The organism is Dryocola mayonis, from assembly GCF_051307045.1.
Lineage (GTDB): Bacteria > Pseudomonadota > Gammaproteobacteria > Enterobacterales > Enterobacteriaceae > Dryocola.
In genome coordinates this window covers 1,537,347-1,561,370 of sequence record NZ_CP150452.1, presented here as the reverse complement: position 1 = coordinate 1,561,370, position 24,024 = coordinate 1,537,347, and the positions used below count along the sequence as shown (strand labels likewise).

Sequence of the window (24,024 nt, the reverse complement as noted above, 5' to 3'; positions counted from 1 at the left end):
GGAATGACGCTCCAGACTAAAAACGCGTTACAATTGCTGTGGTTATTTATTTCATGACTTTTACCAACGAAGAGTGCTTATGCGTACGGTCCTTAATGTGTTGAACTTTGTACTGGGTGGTTTCCTGACAACTCTGTCCTGGCTACTGGCTACTCTCGTCAGTATTATTTTTATTTTCACGCTCCCGCTGACTCGTTCCTGCTGGGAGATAACCCGGCTTTCCTTCGTGCCGTACGGCAACGAAGCTATTCATGTCGATGAGCTCAACCCGCAGGGTAAAAGCGCGATCATGAATACCGGCGGCACCCTGCTGAACATTTTCTGGCTGATTTTCTTCGGCTGGTGGCTTTGCGTGATGCACATTCTCACCGGTATCGCTCAGTGCATCACCCTCATCGGTATTCCGGTGGGCATTGCGAATTTTAAAATCGCCGCCATTGCCCTGTGGCCGGTTGGTCGCCGCGTCGTCTCGGTTGAAACGGCACGGGCGGCGCGTACCGCCAATGCGCAGCGCCGTTTTCAATAACGCACAGGAAATTGCGAGCTAATGCTTAGTCCCTTACTGCGCCGCTACACGTGGAACAGCGCCTGGCTTTACAACTTACGCATTTTTATCGCCCTGACCGGCACGGCCGCCCTGCCCTGGTGGCTCGGAGAGGTCAAACTGACTATTCCGTTGACGCTGGGGGTGGTTGCGGCGGCGCTGGCGGATTTGGACGATCGGCTGACCGGGCGTTTGCGAAACCTGCTGATTACGCTGGTCAGCTTTTTTATTGCTTCCGCCTCCGTCGAGCTGCTGTTCCCCTGGCCATGGCTGTTCACGCTGGGGCTGATGCTTTCTACCAGCGGTTTTATTCTGCTGGGCGGGCTGGGTCAGCGCTACGCAACCATAGCCTTCGGCGCGCTGCTGATCGCTATTTACACCATGCTCGGCATTTCTTTGTACGCACACTGGTATCAGCAGCCGCTGCTCCTGCTGGCGGGAGCGGTTTGGTACAACCTGCTCACGCTCGCCGGGCATCTTATCTTCCCGATCCGTCCCTTGCAGGACAATCTGGCCCGCTGCTATGAGCACCTGGCGCATTATCTGGAAATCAAAGCGACGCTGTTTGATCCGGATATCGAAGAGGAAAGCCAGGCGCCCATGCTGGAGCTGGCGATGTCTAACAGCCAGCTGGTGACTACGCTGAACCAGACGAAAGCGTCTTTGTTAACCCGCTTGCGCGGCGATCGCGGACAGCGCGGCACCCGGCGCACCCTGCACTACTACTTTGTCGCGCAGGATATCCACGAGCGGGCCAGCTCTTCCCATATTCAGTATCAGGCCCTGCGGGATAAATTCCGCTACAGCGACATTATGTTTCGCTTCCAGCGCCTGCTGACCCTGCAGTCGCAGGCATGCCAGCAGCTGTCACGTTCCGTGCTGCTGCGGGTGCCCTACCAGCACGATCCCAGATTTGAAAGGGCCTTTACCCATCTTGATGCGGCCATTGCGCGGGTCAATAAAACGGATCCTGCGGGCAGCGAAATGAAGGCGCTGGGCTATCTGATGAGTAACCTGCGCGCTATTGATGCGCAGCTTGCCACAATCGAATCCGAGCAGGCTCTGGCCGCCCCACACAACGATATCGAGAACCGTCTTGCCGACGATAAGCTTACGGGTTTCGGCGATATCTGGCTGCGCCTTACCCGCAACCTGACGCCTGAATCCGCGCTGTTCCGCCATGCCGTTCGCATGTCGCTGGTGCTTTGCGTGGGCTACGCTTTTATTCAGCTTACGGGACTGCAGCACGGCTACTGGATTTTGCTAACCAGCCTGTTTGTCTGCCAGCCCAACTACAATGCCACCCGCAGGCGGCTGGCTTTACGTATTGTCGGCACCCTTGTCGGCGTGGCGATAGGCCTGCCTATTTTGTGGTTTGTGCCTTCGCTGGAAGGGCAGCTGATTCTGATTGTGATTACCGGCGTTCTGTTCTTCGCCTTTCGTAACGTTCAGTACGCGCACGCCACCATGTTTATCACCCTGCTCGTGCTGCTGTGTTTCAATTTGCTCGGCGAAGGCTTTGAAGTCGCGTTTCCACGCGTCATAGATACGCTGCTAGGCTGCGCGATAGCATGGGCCGCGGTAAGCTTTATCTGGCCAGACTGGCGTTTTCGCCGCCTTTCTCTGGTCGTTGAGCGAGCCTTCAACGCCAACTGCCGTTATCTGGACGCTATCCTTGAGCAGTATCATCAGGGACGCGATAACCGCCTCGAATATCGTATTGCTCGCCGTGACGCCCACAATCGGGACGCCGAGCTGGCCTCGGTGGTTTCCAATATGTCTTCCGAGCCCCGCGTCTCGCCTGAAACCCGCGAGACGGCGTTTCGTTTGCTCTGCCTGAACCATACTTTTAACAGCTATGTGTCAGCGCTGGGCGCGCATCGTGAAAAGCTCGCTAATAACGAGATCCTGCTGCTGCTGGATGATGCTGTCTGTTACGTTGACGATGCGCTTCATCACCTGCCCGCCGATGAACAGCGGGTACAGCAGGCGCTTCAGGGGCTGTCGGAAAGGATTACTCAAATCGACCCTTGCCCTGACACTAAGGAACCGCTGGTGCTTCAGCAAATTGGGCTGCTGGTTTCCCTGCTGCCGGAAATATCGCGTCTACAGCAGCATATAGCCGCGCATAGCGATTAACGCCTGTGGCGCTGCTCATAGCGCTGATACCAGTCCAACAGCTCCTGGCGCGTCACCGCCGGGAGCGCTGCTTCATGAATGCCTGAGATAGCGCCGGCCAGGGCGAGGAGAATTTTCACGCCGACGAATTTTTTGACACCGCGCAGTTTTATCCATGAACGCCTGGCGCCGTAAGCCTGCAGGGTGCGTAAATCCGCAATGCCGGCCTCCCACAGCCATATCTCAAGATTGACCGAAAGATTGGGCAGATCCTTAAGCCGCCTTTGGGTTTTGCGGACGGATTTCTCACGGCGGGCATTCATAAGCGCGCAGGAGGAAAGCTGCAGCAGCTTGTCCCGATCCTGCCAGAGCTGTTCATCTACCTGATAGTAGTTAAGAACGATGGGTCTTCCGCGCTTGTTGAAAATAAGCGACGGAGCGGCTTTATTGACGAAATACGTTTCGCTTTCCTCGCAGGCACGCAGGTAGAGCTCTCCTTCCGCCACCATGGCGAAGACTATCTCGTCAATAGCCAGGCTATAGCCGCCGAACTGCGATCGATAGTGGATATCCCCCAGGGGAGCGAGGTATTCCTTAGATTGATAAATCCTGTTATATGATTTAAATTTCATGAACAAGTCCTTGATTATCATGAATTAAACACCGGCTTTATTATTTACCGGTTCCGGTAACAGAACAATAAGTAACCTGATTGCCGGCTGCAATCACAATTTAATAATTCCGCGAATTACGTGAAAAATTTGCGAGTTGCTTTCAGAAATTTAGATTGATCTTTGCTCGCACAGGCATTACTGTATAAACATACAGTAACCCATCAGGCGGGACTCGCTATGCACACACCGAACTATCGTACCCCTATTGCCAACCGTTCATCCGTTGCGCTTACTTCTGCGGAAACCTTTGCAGGAAACGATGTCACAGGCGTGATCAGTGAAGTGGTTTACAGCGAAGACCAGCCGTGGATGACGCAGCTAGTGCTGCTGCCTTTGCTGCAACAGCTTGGTCAGCAGTCTCGCTGGCAGCTATGGCTTACCCCGCAGCAGAAATTAAGCCGCCAGTGGGTGCAGGCATCAGGGTTGCCGCTCACTAAAGTGATGCAGGTGAGCCAGTTAGATCCACTTTTTACCGTTGATGCTATGGTAAAAGCATTGCAGACAGGAAATTACAGCGTTGTTATCGGTTGGTTATCTGAAGACATGACCGATGAGGAGTATTTTCGCCTGTCAAACGCAGCCGAAAAAGGCAACGCGATCGGGTTTATTATGCGTCCGGTCAGAGCGCCAGGATCCGGTTGCAGACCACGGACAGGGCTAAAAATTCATTCTAGTTTGTATCATTAAGTAAATTTAAGATAAATCCTGGCATTTTTTCTTCGAAATTTACAACGCCTTGTCATTTATCGCGAATCCCCCTCGCAAGCCGCTTCTGACGCCATTCTGAGCGAAACGGCGTGGTTGAAATACAGCCGAATCTGTTACTAAATATGTATGCAAGTCGTTTTTTTTCATATGCCTGACAGAGTTCACACTTGTAAGTTTTCAACTACGTTGTAGACTTTAGCTCGCCAGGGTTGCTCTTCATAACACCGACTGATCGGTAGAGTAACAATTGAGCGTTAACCCGGGCGAAGGATTTAACCCTGGGCTTTGACGATGTTTAAGGCTCATGGCCTATTTGGATGATAATGAGGCGCAAAAAATGAAAAAGACAGCTATCGCGATTGCAGTGGCACTGGCTGGCTTCGCTACCGTAGCGCAGGCCGCACCGAAAGATAATACCTGGTATGCCGGTGGTAAACTGGGCTGGTCTCAGTTCCATGATACTGGTTTCTACGGTAACGGTTACGACGGCGGTATCGGCAATGGCCCTACCCACGAAAGCCAGCTGGGCGCAGGTGCCTTCGGTGGTTATCAGGTTAACCCGTACGTTGGTTTTGAAATGGGTTACGACTGGTTAGGTCGTATGCCTTACAAAGGCGACACAAACAACGGCGCATTCAAAGCTCAAGGCGTTCAGCTGACCACCAAACTGAGCTACCCAGTAGCTGACGATCTGGACGTTTACACTCGTCTGGGTGGTATGGTTTGGCGTGCAGACTCCAAAGCAGCTTATGACAACGGTGCTGGCGGTCGTCTGAAAGACCACGACACTGGCGTTTCTCCAGTATTCGCAGGCGGCGTTGAGTGGGCAGTTACCCGCGACATCGCTACCCGTCTGGAATACCAGTGGGTTAACAACATCGGTGATGCTGAAACCGTTGGTACTCGTCCAGACAACGGCATGCTGAGCCTGGGTGTTTCTTACCGTTTCGGCCAGTCCGAAGCGCCAGCTCCAGTTGTAGCTCCGGCTCCGGCTCCAGCACCAGAAGTACAGACCAAGCACTTCACTCTGAAGTCTGACGTACTGTTCAACTTCAACAAATCTACTCTGAAACCGGAAGGTCAGCAGGCACTGGATCAGCTGTACACCCAGCTGAGCAACCTGGATCCGAAAGATGGTTCTGTTGTCGTTCTGGGCTTCACCGACCGTATCGGTTCCGACCAGTACAACCAGAAACTGTCTGAAAAACGCGCACAGTCTGTTGTTGATTACCTGGTTTCTAAAGGTATCCCGGCTAACAAGATCTCCCCACGCGGTATGGGCGAATCTAACCCGGTCACTGGCAACACCTGTGATAACGTAGCTCCTAAAGCTAAACTGATTGATTGCCTGGCTCCAGATCGTCGCGTAGAGATCGAAGTTAAAGGTATCAAAGACGTTGTAACTCAGCCTGCGGCATAAGTTACCGTTATAAAAAAACCCCGCTTCGGCGGGGTTTTTTATTGTCTAAAAAAAGCAAAAATCGTGACCGTCATGCAGGGACATTTACTCCTTGCCCAGCAAGGCCTGCAGATCCTGCTTAAGGTTCGACATCTGGCTGGCGTATTTTTCTTTACGCTCGGCATCTTCAATCAGCTGCACTATGGTTTCTGAAAGGGTACAGCCGCGACGCTGGGCAAGCCCCGCCAGCCTTTGCCAGACCAGGTATTCCAGATCGATTGATTTCTTGCGGGTATGCTGATGTTCCGCATTAAAATGGCGTTTACGGCGGGCACGTATAGTTTGCTTCATGCGATTATGAAGCACCGGGTTCATATGCTGCTCAATCCAGCCCGACACCTGTACAGGTTCGTTTTCCAGGCTCAGCAGCGCATCTACCGCCTCTTTCGCCGCGCTGGCTTCGATATATCTGGTAATCAGCTCGCCTTCACGGTGTTTTTTCACCAGATACTTCCACTTCCAGCCGCTCTCGAGATTTTCTAACTGTTGATATTTCATCGCGATCCCAGTGTGACCGTGTAACTTTGTTCAGGATAACAGTTTTTACCGCTTTCGCTCATCTGAAAAATTAAAGCTGTGAGCGGGATAAACTTGTTATCGAGCATTAACCGTGTGCTGCCCGGCCTATTCTTGTATAATCGCGCCTTTGACATCTGATTAATAAATAGCGACTTTGACGACTAATCGACTTGAATGGCGTGCCCTGGTTCCGGATACCGAGAGTTATCAGGAAATTTTTGCGCAGCCTTATGACACCGACTCTGCGCCCTTCTCTGCCGTCCAGTCACGCCTGTTCTACGGGCTGGAACAACTGAGCCAACCGGTAGCCTCGGCCGACCTGATGCTGGTAAAAGCCGCTGAAGAGACCGAATACCTTAATTTAATAGCCGCTGCCGCCGACGAAGTGTGGCAGCCAGCCGAAACGCTGGCCGGCGGGCATTACCTTATCGAAGGCAATCGGGTAACGCTGCGCCCTGCCGAAGAAAGCGATGGCTCTTTTACGGGCAAGGGTGAGGTCATCGTTGCTGACTGGGTCGAAACCGAACAGCTGTTTGGCTGTGTACGCCAGTTCGCAGGCGAAATCAGCCTGACGCCTGGTGCAATACACCGGGCAAACGGCGGCGTGCTGGTGCTCTCTTTGCGAAGCGTGCTGGCTCAGCCCCTGCTGTGGCTACGTCTGAAGCAGATGGTGACCCAGGGACGTTTTGACTGGATTTCACCTGATGAGTCTCGCCCGCTGCCGGTGAGCATTCCTTCCCTGCCGCTGAACGTAAAGCTGATTCTGGTTGGCGAGCGTGAGTCGCTGGCGGACTTCCAGGATATGGAGCCCGAGCTGGCCTCGCAGGCCATCTACAGCGAATTTGAAGAAAACGTTCAGATTGCCTCTGCTGATGACATGGCTCTGTGGTGCCAGTGGATTCATGCCGTGGCGAAAGCGAAGAATCTGCCTTCCCCGGCGCAGGATGCCTGGCCGGTTCTGATGCGGGAAGCCGTTCGCTACACGGGCGATCAGGAAACCCTGCCGCTGTGTCCGCTATGGTTAACCCGCCAGCTGCGTGAAGTCGCCGCCTTTACTGAGGAAGAGACCTTCAGCGGCGAGCAGCTTTCACAGATGCTGATACAGCGCGAGTGGCGCGAAGGCTTCCTTGCTGAACGCATGCAGGATGAAATCCTGCTTGAGCAGATCCTGATTGAAACCGAAGGCGAGATGGTCGGGCAAATCAACGCGCTGTCGGTTATTGAATTCCCCGGCCATCCGCGCGCCTTTGGTGAACCTTCGCGCATCAGCTGCGTGGTGCATGTCGGCGACGGCGAGTTTACCGACGTTGAGCGTAAAGCGGAGCTGGGCGGCAATATTCACGCCAAGGGCATGATGATTATGCAGGCGTTTTTGATGTCCGAGCTTCAGCTTGAACAGCAAATTCCTTTCTCAGCCTCGATAACCTTTGAACAATCGTACAGCGAAGTGGATGGCGACAGCGCCTCTATGGCCGAGCTGTGCGCATTGATAAGCGCCCTTGCAAACGTTCCTATTTACCAGCATATCGCGGTGACCGGCTCCGTCGACCAGTTTGGTCGGGTGCAGCCCGTGGGCGGGCTGAATGAGAAAATTGAAGGTTTCTTCAGGATTTGCCAGCAGCGCGAATTAACCGGCCAGCAGGGCGTCATCATTCCCGCTGCCAATATTCGTCACCTGTGTCTGCACCAGGACGTTTTAAACGCGGTTGAACAGGGTCAATTCTCCATCTGGGCCATTGACGAAGTGGCTGATGCGCTACCCTTATTAACAAACCTGCCATGGGATGGCGAAGGGCAAAATACCCTGATGCGCGTGGTGCAGGAGCGAATCGCTCAGGCCAGCGCACAGGACATTCGGCACCGCTATCCGTGGCCGCTGCGCTGGCTCAACTGGTTCAACCACAACTGATCGGACTTGTTGAGCGTACACGTGTTAGCTAACCTGCGTGCTTCATTATAAAAAGGCTTACTGTAGACATGGTAGATAAACGCGAATCCTATACAAAAGAAGATCTTCTTGCCTCTGGTCGTGGCGAACTGTTTGGCGCTGAAGGCCCGCAGTTACCCGCGCCTTCCATGCTGATGATGGACCGCGTGGTCAAAATGACCGAAGACGGCGGCAACTTCGATAAAGGTTACGTTGAAGCAGAATTAGATATCAATCCCGATCTGTGGTTCTTTGCTTGCCACTTCATCGGCGATCCTGTCATGCCCGGCTGTCTGGGCCTGGATGCGATGTGGCAACTGGTAGGCTTCTATCTCGGCTGGCTGGGCGGCGAAGGCAAAGGCCGCGCGCTCGGCGTGGGTGAGGTTAAATTCACCGGCCAGGTTCTGCCGTCCGCGAAAAAGGTCACCTACCGCATTCACTTCAAACGCATTGTGAACCGTCGCCTGATCATGGGCCTTGCCGATGGTGAAGTGCTGGTTGACGGCCGTTTGATTTACACCGCAACCGATCTGAAAGTAGGTTTGTTCAAAGACACTTCCGCTTTCTAATCCTCTGAAACGCGAAACCTCCGCGCGGCGGAGGTTTCTTTCAACTTAAAGAGACAGTGATTACGCGGTAACCGCCCTGTCTTCCATGGCTTCTCGCCAGCCTCCCATCCAGTACGACCTCTGATTCAGTGCCTGATAAGGACACATCTCTTTGGAGCGTCCGGTGATACCTGCTTGATAACCACGGTGATGAGCCCGTTCCAGGCGATCTCGTTTTTGTCTCTTCATGCCTCGTTTCCCTCATTTCTTGATCTAACAAATGGATCTGGTGGAAAGAAAACAGTGATTACAAAATGTGCAACCACATCTAACGAATACCCGGAAATGAGCGCCTCGTCAATGCGCAAAATTCACGCCAGTGTCATAAATGTGAGCTACACGGGATATCATTTGTACAAAAACTGTGATGTCGCACAAGTAATGAAGCCCTGAAAAAAGAAAAGCTGCGCTTCGCGGTTAAGACGAAGAACGCAGCTTTTTTGTACGCCAAAGCGAGGTTAATTCAGCCGGGTTAACTGGCCTGCAATGCTCTGTGCCTCCTGCTGCCAGGCCTGGGCCAGGGTTTTGACCATCGCGTCGTAACCATCGTCATTCTGCTTCAGCTCAAGATGGAACGGGCGCTTGATCAGCTGCCCCTGATGATTGAGCAGCCATTCGCCGCTGACAATCACTTTGCCGTCGTAGCGGCCGTGGAATCCCGTCACGTTCACATTCAGAATATCCTGATCGTTGCCCAGCGGCTGAGAGGCGACCACCCAGCCGGGCAGAGCGCTGCTGAGATTGCTTACCAGGGTATTACGCAGCTGCTGATCCAGCGGGCTCGCCCATAAATTGCTGGTTGCAATCACGAACTGCACGTCGCTGGTCTGATAAACCACGCCGTTGCCGGCGAGGTAGTCAGGCACCGCAACCTGCTCTACCCATAAAAGATGGGTGCCAGGCTGGCTCACGGCCTGCATGGCGGGCGCGGAGCCTTGAGGCAGCTGGTAATACGTTTTTCCATCGTCGCTGCTGCTACAGGCGCTCAGCGCCAGCATCGCGATAACCGTTAGCCACTTTTTCATTCTTTAGCCCTCTTCGGCTGGGGATCCTTTTTATCCTTCGCCTCAAAGATCAGCGAATTGCTCTTATCGTTCAGGGTACGCAACACCGGCTGAAGCTCGCGCAGAACCTGATCGAGGCGCTGCATATCCGCCACCATCTTGTTATAGGCCGCAGACCCCGGCTGGAAGCCCTGCATGCTGCGGTTCAGCTCGCGCAGCGTCGACTGCATGTTGGCCGGCAGCGACTGCGTGGACTCGTTGTTCATTAACTTGTTCAGGCTGTCAATCGTCTGCTGCAGGCGCTGCATGGTGCGCTGGCTTTCAGCAAGCGATTTGGTGGTCTGCTCAATCATCGGGTTAAGCGGCAGATTATTAATCTTATCGAGCGTGTCCAGCAGGCGCTGCTGGATTTGCGCAAGCCCGCCGCTCATCGCAGGAATGATTGGATAACCGCTAAAGCTCCTCATGCCCGTCATCGGTTCCGCCTTCGGATAGAAGTCGAGGTCGATATAGAGCGCCCCGGTCAGCAGGTTGCCGTTCTTCAGCGAAGCGCGCAGGCCGCGTTTAAGGAAGTCGGCGATGTTTGCCTTGATGTCGTTATCGCCGCCGATAACGTTCTTCAGGCGTTCAGGCTCGATGCGAATCAGAATCGGAATACGGAAATCATCGTTCAAAGCCTGCCGCATTCCCGGCGTAAAGAACGGAACCTGAGCGACCGTCCCCAGGCGGATACCGCGGAATTCTACAGGCGCGCCCGGCTGCAGGCCGCGGATGGAATCTTTGAAGAACACCAGATAATCGATGTGCTGGGTATACAGTGAATCCTGAATGCTTCGCTGATCGTCAAAGAGCTTATAATCCGCGCCCGGCTGCGCAGGCTCGCCCAGCTCCCATCCTTCGGGCACGTCAAAGCTAACGCCGCCGCTAAAGAGCGTCGCCAGCGAACCCATTTCGACACGCATGCCCTGCGAAGACATATCCACGGCGATGCCGCTGTCTTTCCAGAAGCGCACGTTGCTGGTCACCAGCCTGTCGTTAGGCGCGCTGATAAACAGCTGATAGCTGATGCTGCGCTTAGCAGCATCAAAAGTGCTGGTTTCCACCGACCCTACACGATAGCCGCGGAACAGGACCGGGTCGCCCGGGGTGAGCTGCCCTGCTTTATCGCTGTCGAGGGTAATCCGAATCCCCTTCGCATCCGGCGAGGCCAGAGGCGGAGAGTCGAGTAAATCATAGCGCTCGGGTTTTGGCCCTTTGGTTCCCGGCTGCAGCTCGATATAGGCGCCGGAAAGCAGCGTGCTCAGTCCGGAAACGCCGCCGCGGCCCACCTGCGGCTTAACAACCCAGAATACCGAATCTTTATGCAGCAGCTTTTCCATGCCCGCATTCAAACGAGCGGTGATTTCTACATGATGCAGATCGTCGGAAAGCACGGCGCTTTCCACCACGCCGACGTCAACGCTGCGGCTCTTGATGGTGGTTTTACCGCCTTCGATGCCCTCGGCATTGGTGGTGATCAGGGTCACTTCCGGCCCCTGATGGCTGTAATGATAAAACAGGATCCAGGCGCCAATCAGCGCGGTGACGATAGGGAAAATCCACACCGGGGACCAGTTTTTCACCTTCTGTACTTTTGCTTCCCCGCTTTTATTTTCCATCCTCAGACGACTCCTCATGAGTTGAATCTGGTGCGCGATCCCAGGACAAGCGAGGGTCAAAGGTCATCGCAGCAAACATTGTCAAAATTACCACTAAAGCGAACATCAATGCGCCAATCGCCGGATAGATGTTCATCAGCGCGCCCATTCTTACCAGCGCTGAAAGCACGGCAATAACAAAAACGTCAATCATCGACCAGCGGCCAACGAATTCCACCACTTCATAAATCAGGTGCATGCGCTCGCTGTCACGCCTGCCGTAGCCTTTGGCATCCCAGCACAGCCAGGCAATCGCCAGCATTTTTAGCGTCGGCACCATAATACTGGCGATAAATATCACCATCGCCACCGGGTAGGAGCCTTCGCTCCACAGCAGGATCACGCCGGCAAGGATAGTCGACGGCATTTTGCTGCCCAGCAGCTCGGTTATCATAATTGGCAGGATATTAGCCGGCAGGTACAGCATGATTGAGGTGATCAGAAGCGCAAGCGTCCACTGCAGGCTGTGCCTGCGGCGAATATGCCCTTTCGTTTCGCAGCGCGGGCAAACCAGCTGATGTTCGGGCACTATCGCCGTGCAGCAGGGACAGGAACGCAGCCCCTGATGAATACCGGCCACCCCGACTTTCAGCGGTTGCTCAACGGCAGGCATGGGCGCCATATCGTCCCACAGCCAGCGTCTGTCCACGCACTGAAAAGCCCGCAGCTGCAGCACGCAGAACAGGCACCAGGGCACAAAGCTGCTGCCCACGCCGATATCGCCGTAGGCCATCAGTTTGACGAAGCTCACCAGCACGCCGGCCAGGAAGATCTCTGCCATTCCCCAAGATTTAAGCTGGAACAGCGCGCGCGCCATCCGGCGTTGCAAAACCGCAGGCAGCGTAACCCGGTTAACCAACAGCAAAATGGTGATAAGACAGAACGTCGGCACCGCCTGAACGAACAGCATGAAGAACGTCCCGAGGCTTGCGTAATCCTCAGAGAACATCACGCCCGGGATCTCCAGAAGCGTAACCTCGCTGCTGACGCCTGCGACCTTCATGTTGATAAACGGGAAAAGGTTGGCCAGCAGCAGCATGAACAGCGCCGACAGCGCATAGGCCGTAGGCCGCTGCCGTGGGGAAGGCCATTGTGTGATAAGCGTTGTGCCACAGCGTGGGCAGGCGGCCTTATGGCCGTCCTGCAATTCTGGCAAAACCACCAGCAAATCACATTGTGGACACAATATGTGCGAACGAGTTTGATGCGTGGCACACATATCGGGTCTCCTTACATTACGCGCCGTTTTTCAGAGACTCGAGGTACTCCCAGCGTTCAAAAGCGTCTTCCAGTGCTTTCTCGGCAGTGGGCCAGCTCGCTCAATACTTTTTGCGTCGTGTCGTGAGGCTGGTTAAAGAATTCCGCGTCGCCCACTTTCGCCTGCAGCGCTTCCAGCTCGGCCTCAAGTTGTTCAAGACGAAGCGGCAGCTGTTCCAGCTCACGCTGCAGGTTATAGCTTAGTTTGCTATTACCGCGTTTTACAGCTTCGGTTTTCGCCGGCTCGCTCTTTTGCTGTTTGTCCTGGGCGGTTTCGCGCAGCGCGCGCGCTGAACCCTGCTGGCCTTTAGCGTCGTGATAGCCGCCAACGTAACGCCCGATTTTTCCTTCGCCTTCGAAGATCCAGCATTCGGTAACGGTGTTATCCACGAACTGACGATCGTGGCTGACCAGCATAACGGTGCCCTGGTAGCCGTCGATCAGCTCTTCAAGCAGTTCCAGCGTTTCGACATCCAGATCGTTTGTCGGTTCATCGAGAATCAATAAGTTGCTTGGCTTGAGGAACAGGCGCGCCAGCAGCAGGCGGTTACGCTCGCCGCCTGACAGCGCGCGCACCGGCGTCATGGCGCGTTTAGGATGGAACAGGAAGTCCTGCAGGTAGCCAAGCACGTGACGCGGCTTGCCGTTGACCATCACTTCCTGCTTGCCTTCCGCGAGGTTGTCCATCACGGTGCGATCGGGATCCAGCTCGGCGCGGTGCTGGTCGAAATAGGCCACTTCCAGCTTCGTACCGCAGTGCACGCGGCCGCTGTCCGCCTGCAGCTGGCCCAGCATCAGCTTCAGCAGCGTCGTCTTGCCGCAGCCGTTTGGCCCTACCAGCGCGATTTTGTCGCTGCGCTGAACCTGAGCGGAGAAATCTTTAACCAGCTGTTTGCCGGCCACCTGGTAGCAGACGTCTTCCATTTCGAAGACGATCTTGCCTGAACGTGCCGCCTCTTCGACCTGCATTTTGGCGCTGCCCATCACTTCACGGCGTTCGCCGCGTTCGCGTCGCATCGCTTTTAAGGCGCGCACGCGGCCTTCGTTACGCGTGCGGCGGGCTTTAATTCCCTGGCGGATCCACACTTCTTCCTGGGCAAGCTTGCGGTCGAACTCCGCATTCTGCAGCTCTTCCACGCGCAGCGCTTCTTCCTTCGCCAGCAGATACTGGTCGTAATCGCCCGGATAAGAAACCAGCTTGCCGCGATCTAAATCCACGATGCGGGTCGCCATATTGCGAATAAACGAACGGTCATGCGAAATGAAAATAATGCTGCCCTGGAACTCTTTCAGGAAGCCTTCCAGCCAGTCGATGGTTTCGATATCCAGGTGGTTCGTCGGTTCGTCCAGCAGCAGCACGCGCGGCGAGCTGACCAGCGCGCGACCTAACGCCGCCTTACGCAGCCAGCCGCCTGAAAGCGCGGACAGCTCGGTATCGGCATCCAGACCCAGCTGCTCAAGCACTTCATTAATACGGCTATCCAGCTGCCACAGGTTCTGGTGATCGAGGATCTCCTGGATGCGCGCCATTTCGTTGAGGTTCTTTTCGCTCGGATCGGACATCACCTTATGGGAGATATCGTGATAGGCCCTTCAGGTATTCAGCCTGCTCCTCTACTCCTTCGGCGACGAAGTCATAAACGGTGCCCGCTACGTTACGCGGCGGATCCTGCTGCAGACGAGCGACGATCAGATCCTGCTCGTAAACCATGCGGCCGTCGTCTAACGGCAGCTCGCGATTAAGGATTTTCATCAGCGTGGATTTACCCGCGCCGTTACGGCCGACCAGACAAACGCGTTCGTTTTCTTCGATATGAAGTTCGGTGTTATCTAACAGCGGCGCGTCGCTAAACGACAGCCAGGCGCCGTGCATACTAATTAATGACATGACAATTAATCCTTGGCTTTGTGTGTGACAAGCCAGCAGTTATGAATCTGGCGATTACGGGCAAAATCCGGCGACAGGGTTTTCTGGGTTATCTCTTGTGCTTTCAATCCCAGCGTTTCCAGCCCGTCAAAATCCATTTTAAAGCCGCGTTTATTATTGGAGAACATTATGGTGCCGCCGCGGCGCAGCAGGCGTTTGAGGTTTTTCATCAGCCCGATGTGATCGCGCTGCACGTCAAAAGACTCTTCCATGCGTTTTGAGTTAGAGAACGTCGGCGGATCGATAAAGATCAGGTCGAACTGTTCATCCGTTTCGCTCAGCCAGCCCAGGCAGTCCGCCTGGATCAGACGATGATCGCGACCGCTCAGGCCGTTAAGACGCAGGTTGCGCTCGGCCCATTCCAGATAGGTACGGGACATATCCACCGTGGTGGTGGTTTTGGCGCCGCCGAGGCCGGCATGCACCGTGGCGCTGCCGGTATAGGCGAACAGATTAAGGAAGTCTTTGCCCTGGCTCATTTTGCCGAGCATATGGCGGGCGATACGGTGGTCGAGGAACAGGCCGGTATCAAGGTAGTCCGTCAGGTTGACCCACAGGCGCGCGTTGTATTCGCTGACTTCCATAAAGTCGCCCTTCTCACCCAGCTTCTGGTACTGGCTTTTGCCTTTCTGACGCTCGCGCGTTTTCAGAATCAGGCGGTTAGACGGCAGTTCAAGCACTGAAAGCGTGGCGGCGATGACGTCAAACAGACGCTGACGCGCTTTGTTAGCGTCCACCGTTTTCGGCGGCGCGTATTCCTGCACCACCACCCAGTCGCCGTAGCGGTCCACGGCTACGTTGTAGTCCGGCAAATCAGCATCGTATACGCGGTAACATTCAAGGCCTTCCTGGCGCGCCCACTTATCCAGCTTCTTAATATTCTTACGCAGGCGGTTGGCATAGTCTTCGGCAAGCTGGCCACCGGCCGCGCCGGACGCATTTTCCGCCAGCTGATAGTTTTTCTGCACGCAGTCAAGCGGGCCGTTTTTCGCTTTAAACTGGCGGTCGGCACGCAGCTGCAGGCAGCTTAGCAGATCCGGAGAGGCGCTAAACAGCGACAAATTCCAGCCGCCAAACTGGGTTTTCATATTGCGGCCCAGCAGGCTGTGCAGGGCGATCAGCGCAGGCTCGCTGTCCAGACGTTCGCCGTATGGCGGGTTGCTGACAACGGTCCCCGTTGGCCCTTCCGGCAGAGGGTTAGTGAGCTTAGCGACATCCTTCACCTCATAGCTGATGAGGTCGGCAAGCCCGGCGCGACGGGTGTTGGCGCGCGCGCGTTCAATCACGCGGGAGTCGTTATCGGAACCAAAGAAACGCGAAGCGTAGTCAGCAAGCCCTTTGCGCGCGCGCACCTGTGCTTCGGTGCTGACCTCTTTCCACCGTTCGACATCGTGTTTCGCCCAGCCCAGGAAGCCCCAGTGTTTGCGATGTAAGCCCGGAGCGCGATCGGTTGCGATCATCGCGGCTTCGATCAGCAGCGTGCCGGAGCCGCACATGGGATCGAGAAGCGGGGTACCCGGCTGCCAGCCGGAGCGCATAACGATCGCCGCCGCCAGGGTTTCTTTAATCGGCGCCGCGCCGGTGCCGTCGCGATAGCCGCGCTGGTGCAGGCCTTCGCCGCTTAAGTCCAGCGCGATGCTGGCGGTATCTTTATTCAGCCAGACGTTGATACGTAAATCCGGCTGCTCGCGGTCGACGTTCGGGCGCGGCAGATTTTTACGGGTGAAGGAGTCAACGATGGCATCTTTTACCTTCAGCGCGCCGTACTGGCTGTTACGAATGACCTCGTTCAGGCCGCTAAAGTGCACGGCAAAAGTCGCGTCCGGGCCAAAGATAGACGGCCAGTCGATAACCTGCACGCCGAGGTATAAATCCAGATCGCTGTAAACCTTGCACTCGCTAAGCGGCAGCAGGATGCGGGACGCAAGGCGGCTCCACATCAGGCTTTGGTAGACCAGACGAGAATCCCCCTGGTAATGTACGCCGCCCTGAACCACCTGGCAGCCTTGCGCGCCGAGGCCTTCCAGTTCAGTTTTTAACAGCTCTTCGAGCCCACGCGTCGTACTGGCAAACAGAGAATTCATATCGTCACTTATTGGTCAGAAAAAGAAAATAGTGGCGCATTATAGCTAATCCGCCACGCATGTCATAAAGTTGCCCTCTTATTATTTTTACAGGCATGGAGGGCGCCATGATCGTTTTATCTCAACTCTATATTCATCCGGTTAAATCAATGCGTGGACTAGCCCTCTCGCATGCGCAGGTTGCCGCCAGCGGCCTGGCGTTCGATCGTATTTTTATGATCGCCGAGCCGGATGGCACCTTTATTACCGCGCGCCAGTATCCGCAAATGGTGCTTTTTACTCCCGCACTGCTCCATGATGGCCTGTATCTCAGCGCGCCGGACGGCACCTCAGCGCAGGTCCGCTTTGCCGATTTCCAGCCGACGCCCGCCGCGACCGAAGTATGGGGCAACCACTTCACCGCGCTGATCGCGCCTGATGAAATCAACAGCTGGCTAAGCGGTTTCTTTTCGCGCCCTGTACAGCTGCGTTGGGTAGGCGAAGAGTTAACCCGTCGCGTTAAGCGCTATGCAGAGGTTCCTTTATCATTCGCCGACGGCTTCCCTTTTCTGCTGGCTAACGAGGGCCCTCGCTGCGCGATTTGCAAAACCGCTGCCCGGCAAGCGTGAAAATGACGCAGTTCCGTCCCAACATGGTGGTGACGGGAGCCCAGGCCTGGGATGAAGATACCTGGCAGGTGGTGCGCATAGGCGGTGTGACCTTTGATGTCGCCAAACCCTGCAGCCGCTGCATTTTCACCACGGTCAGTCCTGAAAAAGGTCGCAAGCATCCCTCAGGCGAACCCCTGGCAACGCTGCAAAGCTTCCGCACCGCGCTGGACAATGGCGATGTCGATTTCGGCCAGAACCTGATTGCGCGCAACAGCGGGGTTATTCGCGTCGGAGATGAGCTGGAGGTTCTCGCCCGCAAGCCCGCAAGAATTTATGGCGCAGGGCTGGTGGCGGAAAGTATTCAGCCGCAGGCCCAGCCGGAAAGCGCGGTGGCCATTGACTGGCAGGGCCAGGCTTTCCGCGGTAATAACCAGCAAATTCTTCTGGAGCAGCTTGAACAGCAGGGCGTTCGCGTTCCCTACTCCTGTCGCGCCGGAATTTGCGGAAGCTGCCGAATTCGGTTACTGGACGGGGAAGTGAAGGCGCTCAAGAAAAGCGCCATAGGCGCTGACGGCACGATTTTGTGCTGCAGCTGCGTGCCTGCGGGAGATGTAAGGCTGGAAAATCTTTAAACCGCCTGGTCAAGGCTGAGGCATATCGACTGCGGTCTCAGCCTGTCGTTCATTACCTTAATCGCATCGCCTAGCTGCATGGTGCGGCCCGCAAGCTGCAGGCCCGGCTGCGCCAGCAGGCAAAGCGCCGCGTTATCGCCGGTTTCAACCACCAGCAGATTCACCTGCTGCATATCTTCGCTTAGCCATACGCAGGGCCGCATCGCCAGGCGCGGGCTGCCAGCAATCCCCGTGGGAGATAAAGTGCCAGCTTTTCGGCATCTGCGGCTTGAGATAGCGAATAGCCACCAGCGCATTAAGCACCAGCTCGGCGCGATGTTCTTTGCTCAGCGGCAGGTCGCGGCATTTCTCGTCAAAGGAGAAAAACAGCGCGGCGTCATCGACACAAAAGCCAGCGTTTTCAAAGGCGTCAGGCGTAAGCATTTTACGCGAGAAACGGGAGCGAAAAATCATTCCATTGGCTAAATCGAGCATCATACGATCGTGCTCTTCATCAAAATACCAACGCCAGCTATCGTCCGGTTTTATCCGCATAATGCCCTGCCCTTTTGTTTATTCCGCAAACTTAAAACATCCTTATCGCCGTTTCGCTTATAGCCGTATTAATAAAAGACCATGATGATTAATTTAGCAACAGCATTGGAATATAAAGCAACCAAGGCTGAAAATAAAGCCCCGGCGGCCTGAGATGCAGGATCAGAGATGCGTGACGATTTCTTTAATCAGCGGCGGGCCTTTAAATATGAAACCGGAATAAATTTGAATAAGCGTTGCGCCGGCCGCCATTTTTTCGCGTGCCGCGATCGCCGAATCAATACCTCCGACGCCAATAATCGGCAAGCGGCCATTTAATTCCTGCGACAGGCGGCGAATAATTTCCGTACTTTTCAACTGCACAGGACGGCCGCTTAGCCCGCCGGCCTCATCGCAGTGCTTCATGCCCTGAACGAGGCTACGATCCAGCGTGGTGTTGGTGGCAATGACCCCATCAATATTATGGCGAACCAAGCTGTCGGCGACCTGGATCAGTTCCTCTACAGAAAGATCCGGCGCAATTTTAACCGCGATCGGCACATATTTATGGTGCAATTCCTGCAGCGTCTGCTGCTTATTTTTTATCGCGCTTAAAAGATCGTCCAGCGCTTCGCCATATTGCAGCGAACGTAAACCCGGGGTGTTGGGAGAGGATATATTGATCGCGATATAGCCCGCGTATGGATAAATTTTATCCATACAGATCAAATAGTCGTCTTTACCCTGTTCGACCGGCGTGTCTTTATTTTTGCCAATATTGATGCCGAGCACGCCGTCAAAATGGGCCTTTTTGACGTTCTCAACGAGGTTATCCACGCCAAGATTATTAAAGCCCATGCGGTTAATTAGCCCTTCGGCCGCTTCCAGACGGAAGATGCGCGGCTTATCGTTTCCCGGCTGCGGCCGGGGCGTAACGGTGCCGATTTCGATGGAGCCGAACCCCATCGCGCCCAGCGCATCAATGCATTCACCGTTTTTATCCAGGCCTGCGGCCAGGCCAAGAGGATTTTTAAAATTTAACCCCATGCAGGAAACCGGCTTAGCGGGAACCTTTTGACGCACCAGCCATTCGAGCGGCGTGCCCGTTACGCGGCGTAATTGCTGAAAAGTGACTTCATGAGCGCGCTCGGCATCGAGCTGGAAAAGGGCTTTACGAACGAAGGGGTAGTACATGAACTCTCCTGGATTCCGGTGTGCAAACCGGGGCCGTATTATTATCGATTACGTCGCTGATTGGAATTGACCTGCAACAAAAAAGCCCGCATAGAGGCAATCGTTTACCCTGTTTTCCCCTTCTTATGCATTTTTTGGCATTTGTTTATTGGATAAATCATTTAGTGGAATAACGCCTCTCTGCCACTATCGAACTCAATTGTTATCAAAGTTAACAGCAAGCTAACATTTAGTTATAAGGAGCCGAGATGCGTGTGATCACCCTTGCCGGAAGCCCCCGCTTTCCATCCCGTTCCAGCGCCCTGCTGGAGTATTCACGTGAAAAACTCAACGCGCTGGATGTAGAGGTGTGTCACTGGCATCTGCAAAATTTCGCGCCTGAAGATCTGCTGTACGCGCGTTTTGAAAGCCCTGCCCTGAAGGCGCTTATTGAGCAGCTTGAGCATGCCGACGGTCTGATCATCGCCACGCCCGTCTATAAAGCCTCCTTTGCCGGCGCGCTGAAGACGCTGCTGGATCTGCTTCCGGAACGCGCGCTGGAAAAGAAAGTGGTGCTTCCTCTCGCCACCGGCGGCACGGTAGCCCACATGCTGGCGGTGGATTACGCCCTTAAGCCCGTCCTCAACGCCTTAAAAGCGCAAGAGATTCTTCACGGCGTTTTTGCCGACGACAGCCAGATTGCCGATTACCAGCATAAGCCGGTCTTTACCGCCAATTTGCAACAGCGTCTGGATACCGCGCTGGAAACGTTCTGGCAGGCCCTGCATCGCCGCGATTTCTCCGTCGCTTCTGCGTTTAGCCCGCAAGGAGTTGCTCATGTTTAATTTGTTAAAACGTACCGCGCCCTGGCTGGCCTTTGCCGGCATGCTGAGCCTGAGCGCGGCGGTAAATGCCGCGCAGCCGGCGCCGGATCATCTGCGCATCGGCTATCAAAAGGGTTCGGTGAGCATGGTGCTGGCGAAAAGCCATCAGTTTCTTGAGCAGCGCTACCCGCAAACAAAAATTTCCTGGATTGAGTTCCCCGCCGGTCCGCAAATGCTTGAGGCGCTGAATGTCGGCAGCATCGATCTGGGCAGCACCGGCGATATTCCGCCAATCTTCGCCCAGGCCGCCGGGGCGGATCTGGTTTATGTCGGTTCAGAGCCCGCCAAGCCAAAAGCCGAGGTCATTCTGGTGCCGGAAAACAGCCCGCTGAAAACCGTGGCCGATTTGAAGGGCCACAAGATCGCCTTCCAGAAAGGTTCCAGCTCGCACAACCTGGTGCTGCGCACCTTACAGAAAGCCGGGCTGAAATTTACCGATATCCAGCCTGCCTATTTGTCGCCGGCAGACGCGCGCGCCGCGTTTCAGCAGGGCAATGTCGACGCCTGGGCCATCTGGGACCCGTACTATTCCGCGGCCTTATTAAACGGCGGCGTGCGGGTGCTGTCTGACGGCAGCCAGATTAACCAGACGGGATCTTTCTATCTCGCCTCTCGCCCCTACGCCGAGAAGAACGGTGAATTCCTGCAGGGCGTGCTGAAAACATTCAGCGATGCCGACGCGCTGACGCGCACCCAGCGCCTGCAAAGCGTGACGCTGCTGGCGAAAACCATGGGCCTGCCGGAGCCGGTTATCGCCAGCTATTTCGATCACCGCCCGCCAAGCGAAATTACGCCGGTCAGCGCCGCAACCGCTGAAAAACAGCAGCAAACCGCCGACCTGTTTTATGACAACCGTTTAGTGCCGAAAAAAGTCGATATCCGCACCCGCATCTGGCAGCCCGCTGGCGCCGCAAAAGGAGATAAATCATGAGCCTCAATATGTTCTGGTTCTTACCAACCCACGGCGATGGCCATTACTTAGGCAGCAACGACGCCGCTCGCCCGGTCGATCACGGTTACCTGCAACAGATTGCTCAGGCTGCGGACAGGCTTGGTTTTACCGGCGTGCTTATTCCTACGGGGCGCTCATGCGAAGACGCCTGGCTGGTGGCCGCCTCGATGATTCCGGTCACCCAGCGGCTGAAATTCCTGGTCGCCCTGCGTCCGGGCGTCGTTTCGCCGACGGTGGCAGCGCGCCAGGCCGCAACGCTCGATCGTCTGTCAAACGGCCGCGCGCTGTTTAACCTGGTCACCGGCAGCGACCCTGAAGAGCTGGCCGGCGACGGCGTGTTCCTCAACCATACCGAACGTTACGAAGCCTCGGCTGAATTTACCCGTATCTGGCGCCGCGTGCTGGAAGGCGAAACGGTGGATTACGAAGGCAAGCATCTGCAGGTAAAAGGCGCCAGATTGCTCTTCCCGCCCGTACAGCAACCGCGTCCTCCGCTTTATTTTGGCGGTTCATCCGACGTGGCGCAGGAGCTGGCGGCAGAACAGGTGGATCTTTACCTGACGTGGGGCGAGCCGCCGCAGCTGGTGAAAGAGAAAATTGAGCAGGTTCGCGCCAGGGCCGCCGAACACGGGCGCACCGTAAGGTTCGGGATTCGCCTGCATGTGATCGTGCGTGAAACCAACGAAGAGGCCTGGCAGGCCGCAGATCGTCTGATTTCGCAGCTTGACGACGACACTATCGCCAAAGCGCAGGCCGCGTTTGCGCGCACCGATTCGGTTGGCCAGCACCGCATGGCGGCGCTGCACGGCGGCAGACGCGACAATCTGGAAATCAGCCCTAACCTGTGGGCCGGCGTAGGTCTGGTCCGCGGCGGTGCGGGAACGGCGCTGGTCGGCGACGGCCCGACGGTCGCCGCCCGCATTAATGAATACGCGGCACTGGGCATCGACAGCTTTATTTTCTCCGGCTATCCGCATCTGGAAGAGGCTTATCGCGTGGGCGAACTGCTGTTCCCTCATCTGGATATCGCCATTCCGGAAATTCCTCAGCCGCGTCAGCATTATGAGAAAGGTGAAGTGGTTGCTAACGACTTCATTCCTCGTAAAGTCGCGCAAAGCTAAGGGGAACAAAATGAGCAATAAGACACGTAAACTATTGTTCCGCCTTGCGCCCTGGGCGCTGCCGGTCGCCATTATCGTCTTCTGGCAGCTGGCCTCCTCGGTCGGCTGGCTTTCGACACGCATTCTGCCCTCACCGGAGGGCGTAGTGGTCACCTTCTGGAACCTCTCCGCCAGCGGCGAGCTATGGCAGCATCTGGCGATCAGCTCCTGGCGCGCGGCTATTGGTTTTAGCATCGGCGGATCGCTCGGTTTGATTCTCGGTTTAATCAGCGGGCTGTCGCGCTGGGGCGAACGCCTGCTGGATACCTCGATTCAGATGCTGCGCAACGTGCCGCACCTGGCGCTGATCCCGCTGGTTATCCTGTGGTTCGGCATCGATGAAACCGCCAAGATCTTCCTGGTGGCGCTCGGCACGCTTTTCCCGATTTACATTAATACCTGGCACGGCATTCGCAATATCGATCGCGGCCTGCTGGAAATGGCGCGCAGCTACGGCTTATCGGGCTTTAGCCTGTTTGCCCAGGTGATTCTGCCCGGCGCCCTGCCTTCTATCATGGTCGGCGTGCGTTTCGCCCTCGGCCTGATGTGGCTGACGCTTATCGTCGCCGAAACCATCTCCGCCAATTCCGGCATCGGCTACCTGGCGATGAACGCCCGCGAGTTTTTACAAACCGACGTCGTGGTCGTCGCCATTATTCTCTACGCCCTGCTCGGCAAGCTGGCCGATATCAGCGCACAGCTGCTGGAGCGCGTCTGGCTGCGCTGGCATCCGGCCTACCAGCTAAAAGAGGAAACCGTATGAATACCGCTCGTTTAAATCAGGGAACGCCGCTGCTGCTTGAAGGCGTAAGCAAAAGCTACGGCGATAAAACGATTCTCAATGAACTGGCGCTGCGCATTCCTGCCGGACAGTTCGTTGCCGTCGTCGGACGCAGCGGCGGCGGCAAAAGCACCCTGCTGCGCCTGCTTGCCGGGCTGGAAAACCCTAACGCCGGCTCGCTGCTGGCGGGCAACGCCCCGCTGCGCGAAAGCCAGGACGATACCAGATTAATGTTCCAGGACGCGCGTTTGCTGCCCTGGAAGTCCGTTATTGATAACGTTGGGCTGGGGCTGAAGGGCAACTGGCGCGACGCGGCCTGGCAGGCGCTGGAAGCCGTTGGCCTGGAAAGCCGCGCGAAAGAGTGGCCTGCGGCGCTTTCAGGGGGGCAGAAGCAGCGCGTGGCGCTGGCTCGCGCGCTGATACATCGTCCGGGCCTGCTGCTGCTGGATGAGCCGCTAGGCGCGCTTGACGCATTAACGCGTATCGAAATGCAGGAGCTGATCGTTTCTCTCTGGCAGGAACACGGTTTTACCGTCCTGCTGGTGACGCACGACGTCAGCGAAGCGGTGGCCATGGCCGATCGCGTGCTGCTGATTGAGGACGGGAAAATTGGCCTGGATTTAACGGTGGATTTACCTCGTCCGCGCCGCCTGGGCTCGGTAAGGCTGGCGGAGCTCGAATCGCAGGTGCTTGAACGGGTGATGACGCGCCAGGTTGAGGAACCGGCGCGCGTGGAACGCACCGGTTAAGACAGCGCCGGGTGGCGCGTGGCTACCCGGCCTGTTCCGGCAGATCCGCAGGGTGGATAAGCGG

General features: G+C 55.8%; 19 protein-coding genes and 3 pseudogenes. 12 read left to right on the top strand and 10 right to left on the bottom strand.

Translation table 11 applies throughout. The annotated features are described in order from the left end of the window. Nucleotides 1-79 precede the first annotated feature (79 nt). Nucleotides 80-526 carry a YccF domain-containing protein gene (locus WLO32_RS07510; RefSeq protein ID WP_435947785.1) on the top strand — a complete coding sequence of 149 codons (447 nt, stop codon included), beginning with the start codon at nt 80-82 and terminating at the stop codon, nt 524-526. 21 nt (nt 527-547) lie between these two features. Then, nucleotides 548-2,683, top strand: a complete 2,136-nt coding sequence (gene yccS, locus WLO32_RS07505) for a YccS family putative transporter (protein ID WP_435947784.1) — start codon at nt 548-550, stop codon at nt 2,681-2,683. On the opposite strand, the gene WLO32_RS07500 is transcribed toward yccS, so the two are convergent. Beyond that, nucleotides 2,680-3,294, bottom strand: a complete 615-nt coding sequence (locus WLO32_RS07500; protein WP_435947783.1) for a TfoX/Sxy family DNA transformation protein — start codon at nt 3,292-3,294, stop codon at nt 2,680-2,682. The genes yccS and WLO32_RS07500 overlap by 4 nt on opposite strands. A gap of 219 nt (nt 3,295-3,513) precedes the next feature. Here WLO32_RS07500 and sulA point away from each other — a divergent pair, with 219 nt between their 5' ends. Together sulA and ompA are read left to right on the top strand one after the other, a co-directional pair. After that, complete coding sequence (gene sulA / locus WLO32_RS07495; RefSeq protein ID WP_435947782.1) at nt 3,514-4,023, top strand: SOS-induced cell division inhibitor SulA; 510 nt, start codon at nt 3,514-3,516, stop codon at nt 4,021-4,023. A 358-nt stretch (nt 4,024-4,381) separates the two neighbouring features. Further along, complete coding sequence (gene ompA, locus WLO32_RS07490) at nt 4,382-5,464, top strand: porin OmpA (RefSeq protein ID WP_435947781.1); 1,083 nt, start codon at nt 4,382-4,384, stop codon at nt 5,462-5,464. A gap of 84 nt (nt 5,465-5,548) precedes the next feature. Here ompA and matP read toward each other — a convergent pair whose 3' ends face one another. Beyond that, on the bottom strand, nt 5,549-6,001 hold the full coding sequence (gene matP, locus WLO32_RS07485; protein ID WP_435947780.1) for a macrodomain Ter protein MatP: 453 nt from the start codon (nt 5,999-6,001) through the stop codon (nt 5,549-5,551). 175 nt (nt 6,002-6,176) lie between these two features. On the opposite strand from matP, the gene WLO32_RS07480 reads away from it, so the two are divergent. Next, on the top strand, nt 6,177-7,931 hold the full coding sequence (locus WLO32_RS07480; protein ID WP_435947779.1) for an AAA family ATPase: 1,755 nt from the start codon (nt 6,177-6,179) through the stop codon (nt 7,929-7,931). Nucleotides 7,932-7,999: 68 nt separating this feature from the next. Further along, on the top strand, nt 8,000-8,518 hold the full coding sequence (gene fabA / locus WLO32_RS07475; RefSeq protein ID WP_435947778.1) for a bifunctional 3-hydroxydecanoyl-ACP dehydratase/trans-2-decenoyl-ACP isomerase: 519 nt from the start codon (nt 8,000-8,002) through the stop codon (nt 8,516-8,518). A gap of 60 nt (nt 8,519-8,578) precedes the next feature. Here the strand turns inward: fabA and rmf are convergent, their stop codons facing one another. The 6 genes and pseudogenes from rmf to rlmKL form a co-directional block, all read right to left on the bottom strand. Continuing rightward, nucleotides 8,579-8,746 (bottom strand): ribosome modulation factor, encoded by a 168-nt coding sequence (rmf, locus tag WLO32_RS07470; protein WP_121267317.1) that lies wholly within the window; start codon nt 8,744-8,746, stop codon nt 8,579-8,581. A gap of 269 nt (nt 8,747-9,015) precedes the next feature. Then, a complete protein-coding gene (gene pqiC, locus WLO32_RS07465; protein WP_435947777.1) occupies nt 9,016-9,582 on the bottom strand; it encodes a membrane integrity-associated transporter subunit PqiC in 567 nt (188 codons plus the stop codon). Next, nucleotides 9,579-11,219: an intermembrane transport protein PqiB gene (gene pqiB / locus WLO32_RS07460; RefSeq protein ID WP_435947776.1), complete on the bottom strand. Its 1,641-nt coding sequence runs from the start codon at nt 11,217-11,219 to the stop codon at nt 9,579-9,581. The genes pqiC and pqiB overlap by 4 nt, the downstream gene beginning before the upstream one ends. Next, on the bottom strand, nt 11,209-12,477 hold the full coding sequence (gene pqiA / locus WLO32_RS07455; RefSeq protein WP_435947775.1) for a membrane integrity-associated transporter subunit PqiA: 1,269 nt from the start codon (nt 12,475-12,477) through the stop codon (nt 11,209-11,211). The genes pqiB and pqiA overlap by 11 nt, the downstream gene beginning before the upstream one ends. A gap of 16 nt (nt 12,478-12,493) precedes the next feature. Beyond that, a pseudogene (locus tag WLO32_RS07450) lies at nt 12,494-14,403 on the bottom strand (ABC transporter ATP-binding protein). Nucleotides 14,404-14,408: 5 nt separating this feature from the next. After that, nucleotides 14,409-16,526 (bottom strand): bifunctional 23S rRNA (guanine(2069)-N(7))-methyltransferase RlmK/23S rRNA (guanine(2445)-N(2))-methyltransferase RlmL, encoded by a 2,118-nt coding sequence (rlmKL, locus tag WLO32_RS07445; RefSeq protein WP_435947774.1) that lies wholly within the window; start codon nt 16,524-16,526, stop codon nt 14,409-14,411. 107 nt (nt 16,527-16,633) lie between these two features. Here rlmKL and WLO32_RS07440 point away from each other — a divergent pair. Continuing rightward, nucleotides 16,634-17,748, top strand: a pseudogene (locus WLO32_RS07440) (YcbX family protein). Here WLO32_RS07440 and WLO32_RS07435 read toward each other — a convergent pair. Both WLO32_RS07435 and pyrD read right to left on the bottom strand, forming a co-directional pair. Then, nucleotides 17,745-18,282 (bottom strand): annotated as a pseudogene (locus tag WLO32_RS07435) (cell division protein ZapC). The pseudogenes WLO32_RS07440 and WLO32_RS07435 sit on opposite strands and share 4 nt — an antisense overlap. 162 nt (nt 18,283-18,444) lie before the next feature. Further along, entirely contained in the window at nt 18,445-19,455 is a 1,011-nt protein-coding gene (gene pyrD, locus WLO32_RS07430) for a quinone-dependent dihydroorotate dehydrogenase (RefSeq protein ID WP_435947773.1), read from the bottom strand. 248 nt (nt 19,456-19,703) lie between these two features. Here pyrD and ssuE point away from each other — a divergent pair, with 248 nt between their 5' ends. The 5 genes from ssuE to ssuB are packed head-to-tail and all read left to right on the top strand — an operon-like array spanning nt 19,704 to nt 23,960. Next, a complete protein-coding gene (gene ssuE / locus WLO32_RS07425) occupies nt 19,704-20,279 on the top strand; it encodes an NADPH-dependent FMN reductase (RefSeq protein ID WP_435947772.1) in 576 nt (191 codons plus the stop codon). After that, nucleotides 20,272-21,249, top strand: coding sequence for a sulfonate ABC transporter substrate-binding protein (locus WLO32_RS07420; RefSeq protein ID WP_435947771.1), 978 nt, complete (start codon nt 20,272-20,274; stop codon nt 21,247-21,249). Before ssuE ends, WLO32_RS07420 begins: the two co-directional genes overlap by 8 nt. Continuing rightward, complete coding sequence (ssuD, locus tag WLO32_RS07415; protein ID WP_435947770.1) at nt 21,246-22,391, top strand: FMNH2-dependent alkanesulfonate monooxygenase; 1,146 nt, start codon at nt 21,246-21,248, stop codon at nt 22,389-22,391. Before WLO32_RS07420 ends, ssuD begins: the two co-directional genes overlap by 4 nt. A gap of 10 nt (nt 22,392-22,401) precedes the next feature. Further along, nucleotides 22,402-23,193, top strand: coding sequence for an aliphatic sulfonate ABC transporter permease SsuC (gene ssuC / locus WLO32_RS07410; RefSeq protein WP_435947769.1), 792 nt, complete (start codon nt 22,402-22,404; stop codon nt 23,191-23,193). Beyond that, complete coding sequence (gene ssuB, locus WLO32_RS07405; RefSeq protein ID WP_435947768.1) at nt 23,190-23,960, top strand: aliphatic sulfonates ABC transporter ATP-binding protein; 771 nt, start codon at nt 23,190-23,192, stop codon at nt 23,958-23,960. The genes ssuC and ssuB overlap by 4 nt, the downstream gene beginning before the upstream one ends. Nucleotides 23,961-24,024 lie beyond the last annotated feature (64 nt).

Coding starts and splice junctions, on each gene's coding strand:
- WLO32_RS07510 (WP_435947785.1), top strand. CDS start 80: ATGCGTACGGTCCTTAATGTGTTGAACTTTGTACTGGGTGGTTTCCTG.
- yccS (WP_435947784.1), top strand. CDS start 548: ATGCTTAGTCCCTTACTGCGCCGCTACACGTGGAACAGCGCCTGGCTT.
- WLO32_RS07500 (WP_435947783.1), bottom strand. CDS start 3,294: ATGAAATTTAAATCATATAACAGGATTTATCAATCTAAGGAATACCTC.
- sulA (WP_435947782.1), top strand. CDS start 3,514: ATGCACACACCGAACTATCGTACCCCTATTGCCAACCGTTCATCCGTT.
- ompA (WP_435947781.1), top strand. CDS start 4,382: ATGAAAAAGACAGCTATCGCGATTGCAGTGGCACTGGCTGGCTTCGCT.
- matP (WP_435947780.1), bottom strand. CDS start 6,001: ATGAAATATCAACAGTTAGAAAATCTCGAGAGCGGCTGGAAGTGGAAG.
- fabA (WP_435947778.1), top strand. CDS start 8,000: ATGGTAGATAAACGCGAATCCTATACAAAAGAAGATCTTCTTGCCTCT.
- rmf (WP_121267317.1), bottom strand. CDS start 8,746: ATGAAGAGACAAAAACGAGATCGCCTGGAACGGGCTCATCACCGTGGT.
- pqiC (WP_435947777.1), bottom strand. CDS start 9,582: ATGAAAAAGTGGCTAACGGTTATCGCGATGCTGGCGCTGAGCGCCTGT.
- pqiB (WP_435947776.1), bottom strand. CDS start 11,219: ATGGAAAATAAAAGCGGGGAAGCAAAAGTACAGAAGGTGAAAAACTGG.
- pqiA (WP_435947775.1), bottom strand. CDS start 12,477: ATGTGTGCCACGCATCAAACTCGTTCGCACATATTGTGTCCACAATGT.
- rlmKL (WP_435947774.1), bottom strand. CDS start 16,526: ATGAATTCTCTGTTTGCCAGTACGACGCGTGGGCTCGAAGAGCTGTTA.
- pyrD (WP_435947773.1), bottom strand. CDS start 19,455: ATGTACTACCCCTTCGTTCGTAAAGCCCTTTTCCAGCTCGATGCCGAG.
- ssuE (WP_435947772.1), top strand. CDS start 19,704: ATGCGTGTGATCACCCTTGCCGGAAGCCCCCGCTTTCCATCCCGTTCC.
- WLO32_RS07420 (WP_435947771.1), top strand. CDS start 20,272: ATGTTTAATTTGTTAAAACGTACCGCGCCCTGGCTGGCCTTTGCCGGC.
- ssuD (WP_435947770.1), top strand. CDS start 21,246: ATGAGCCTCAATATGTTCTGGTTCTTACCAACCCACGGCGATGGCCAT.
- ssuC (WP_435947769.1), top strand. CDS start 22,402: ATGAGCAATAAGACACGTAAACTATTGTTCCGCCTTGCGCCCTGGGCG.
- ssuB (WP_435947768.1), top strand. CDS start 23,190: ATGAATACCGCTCGTTTAAATCAGGGAACGCCGCTGCTGCTTGAAGGC.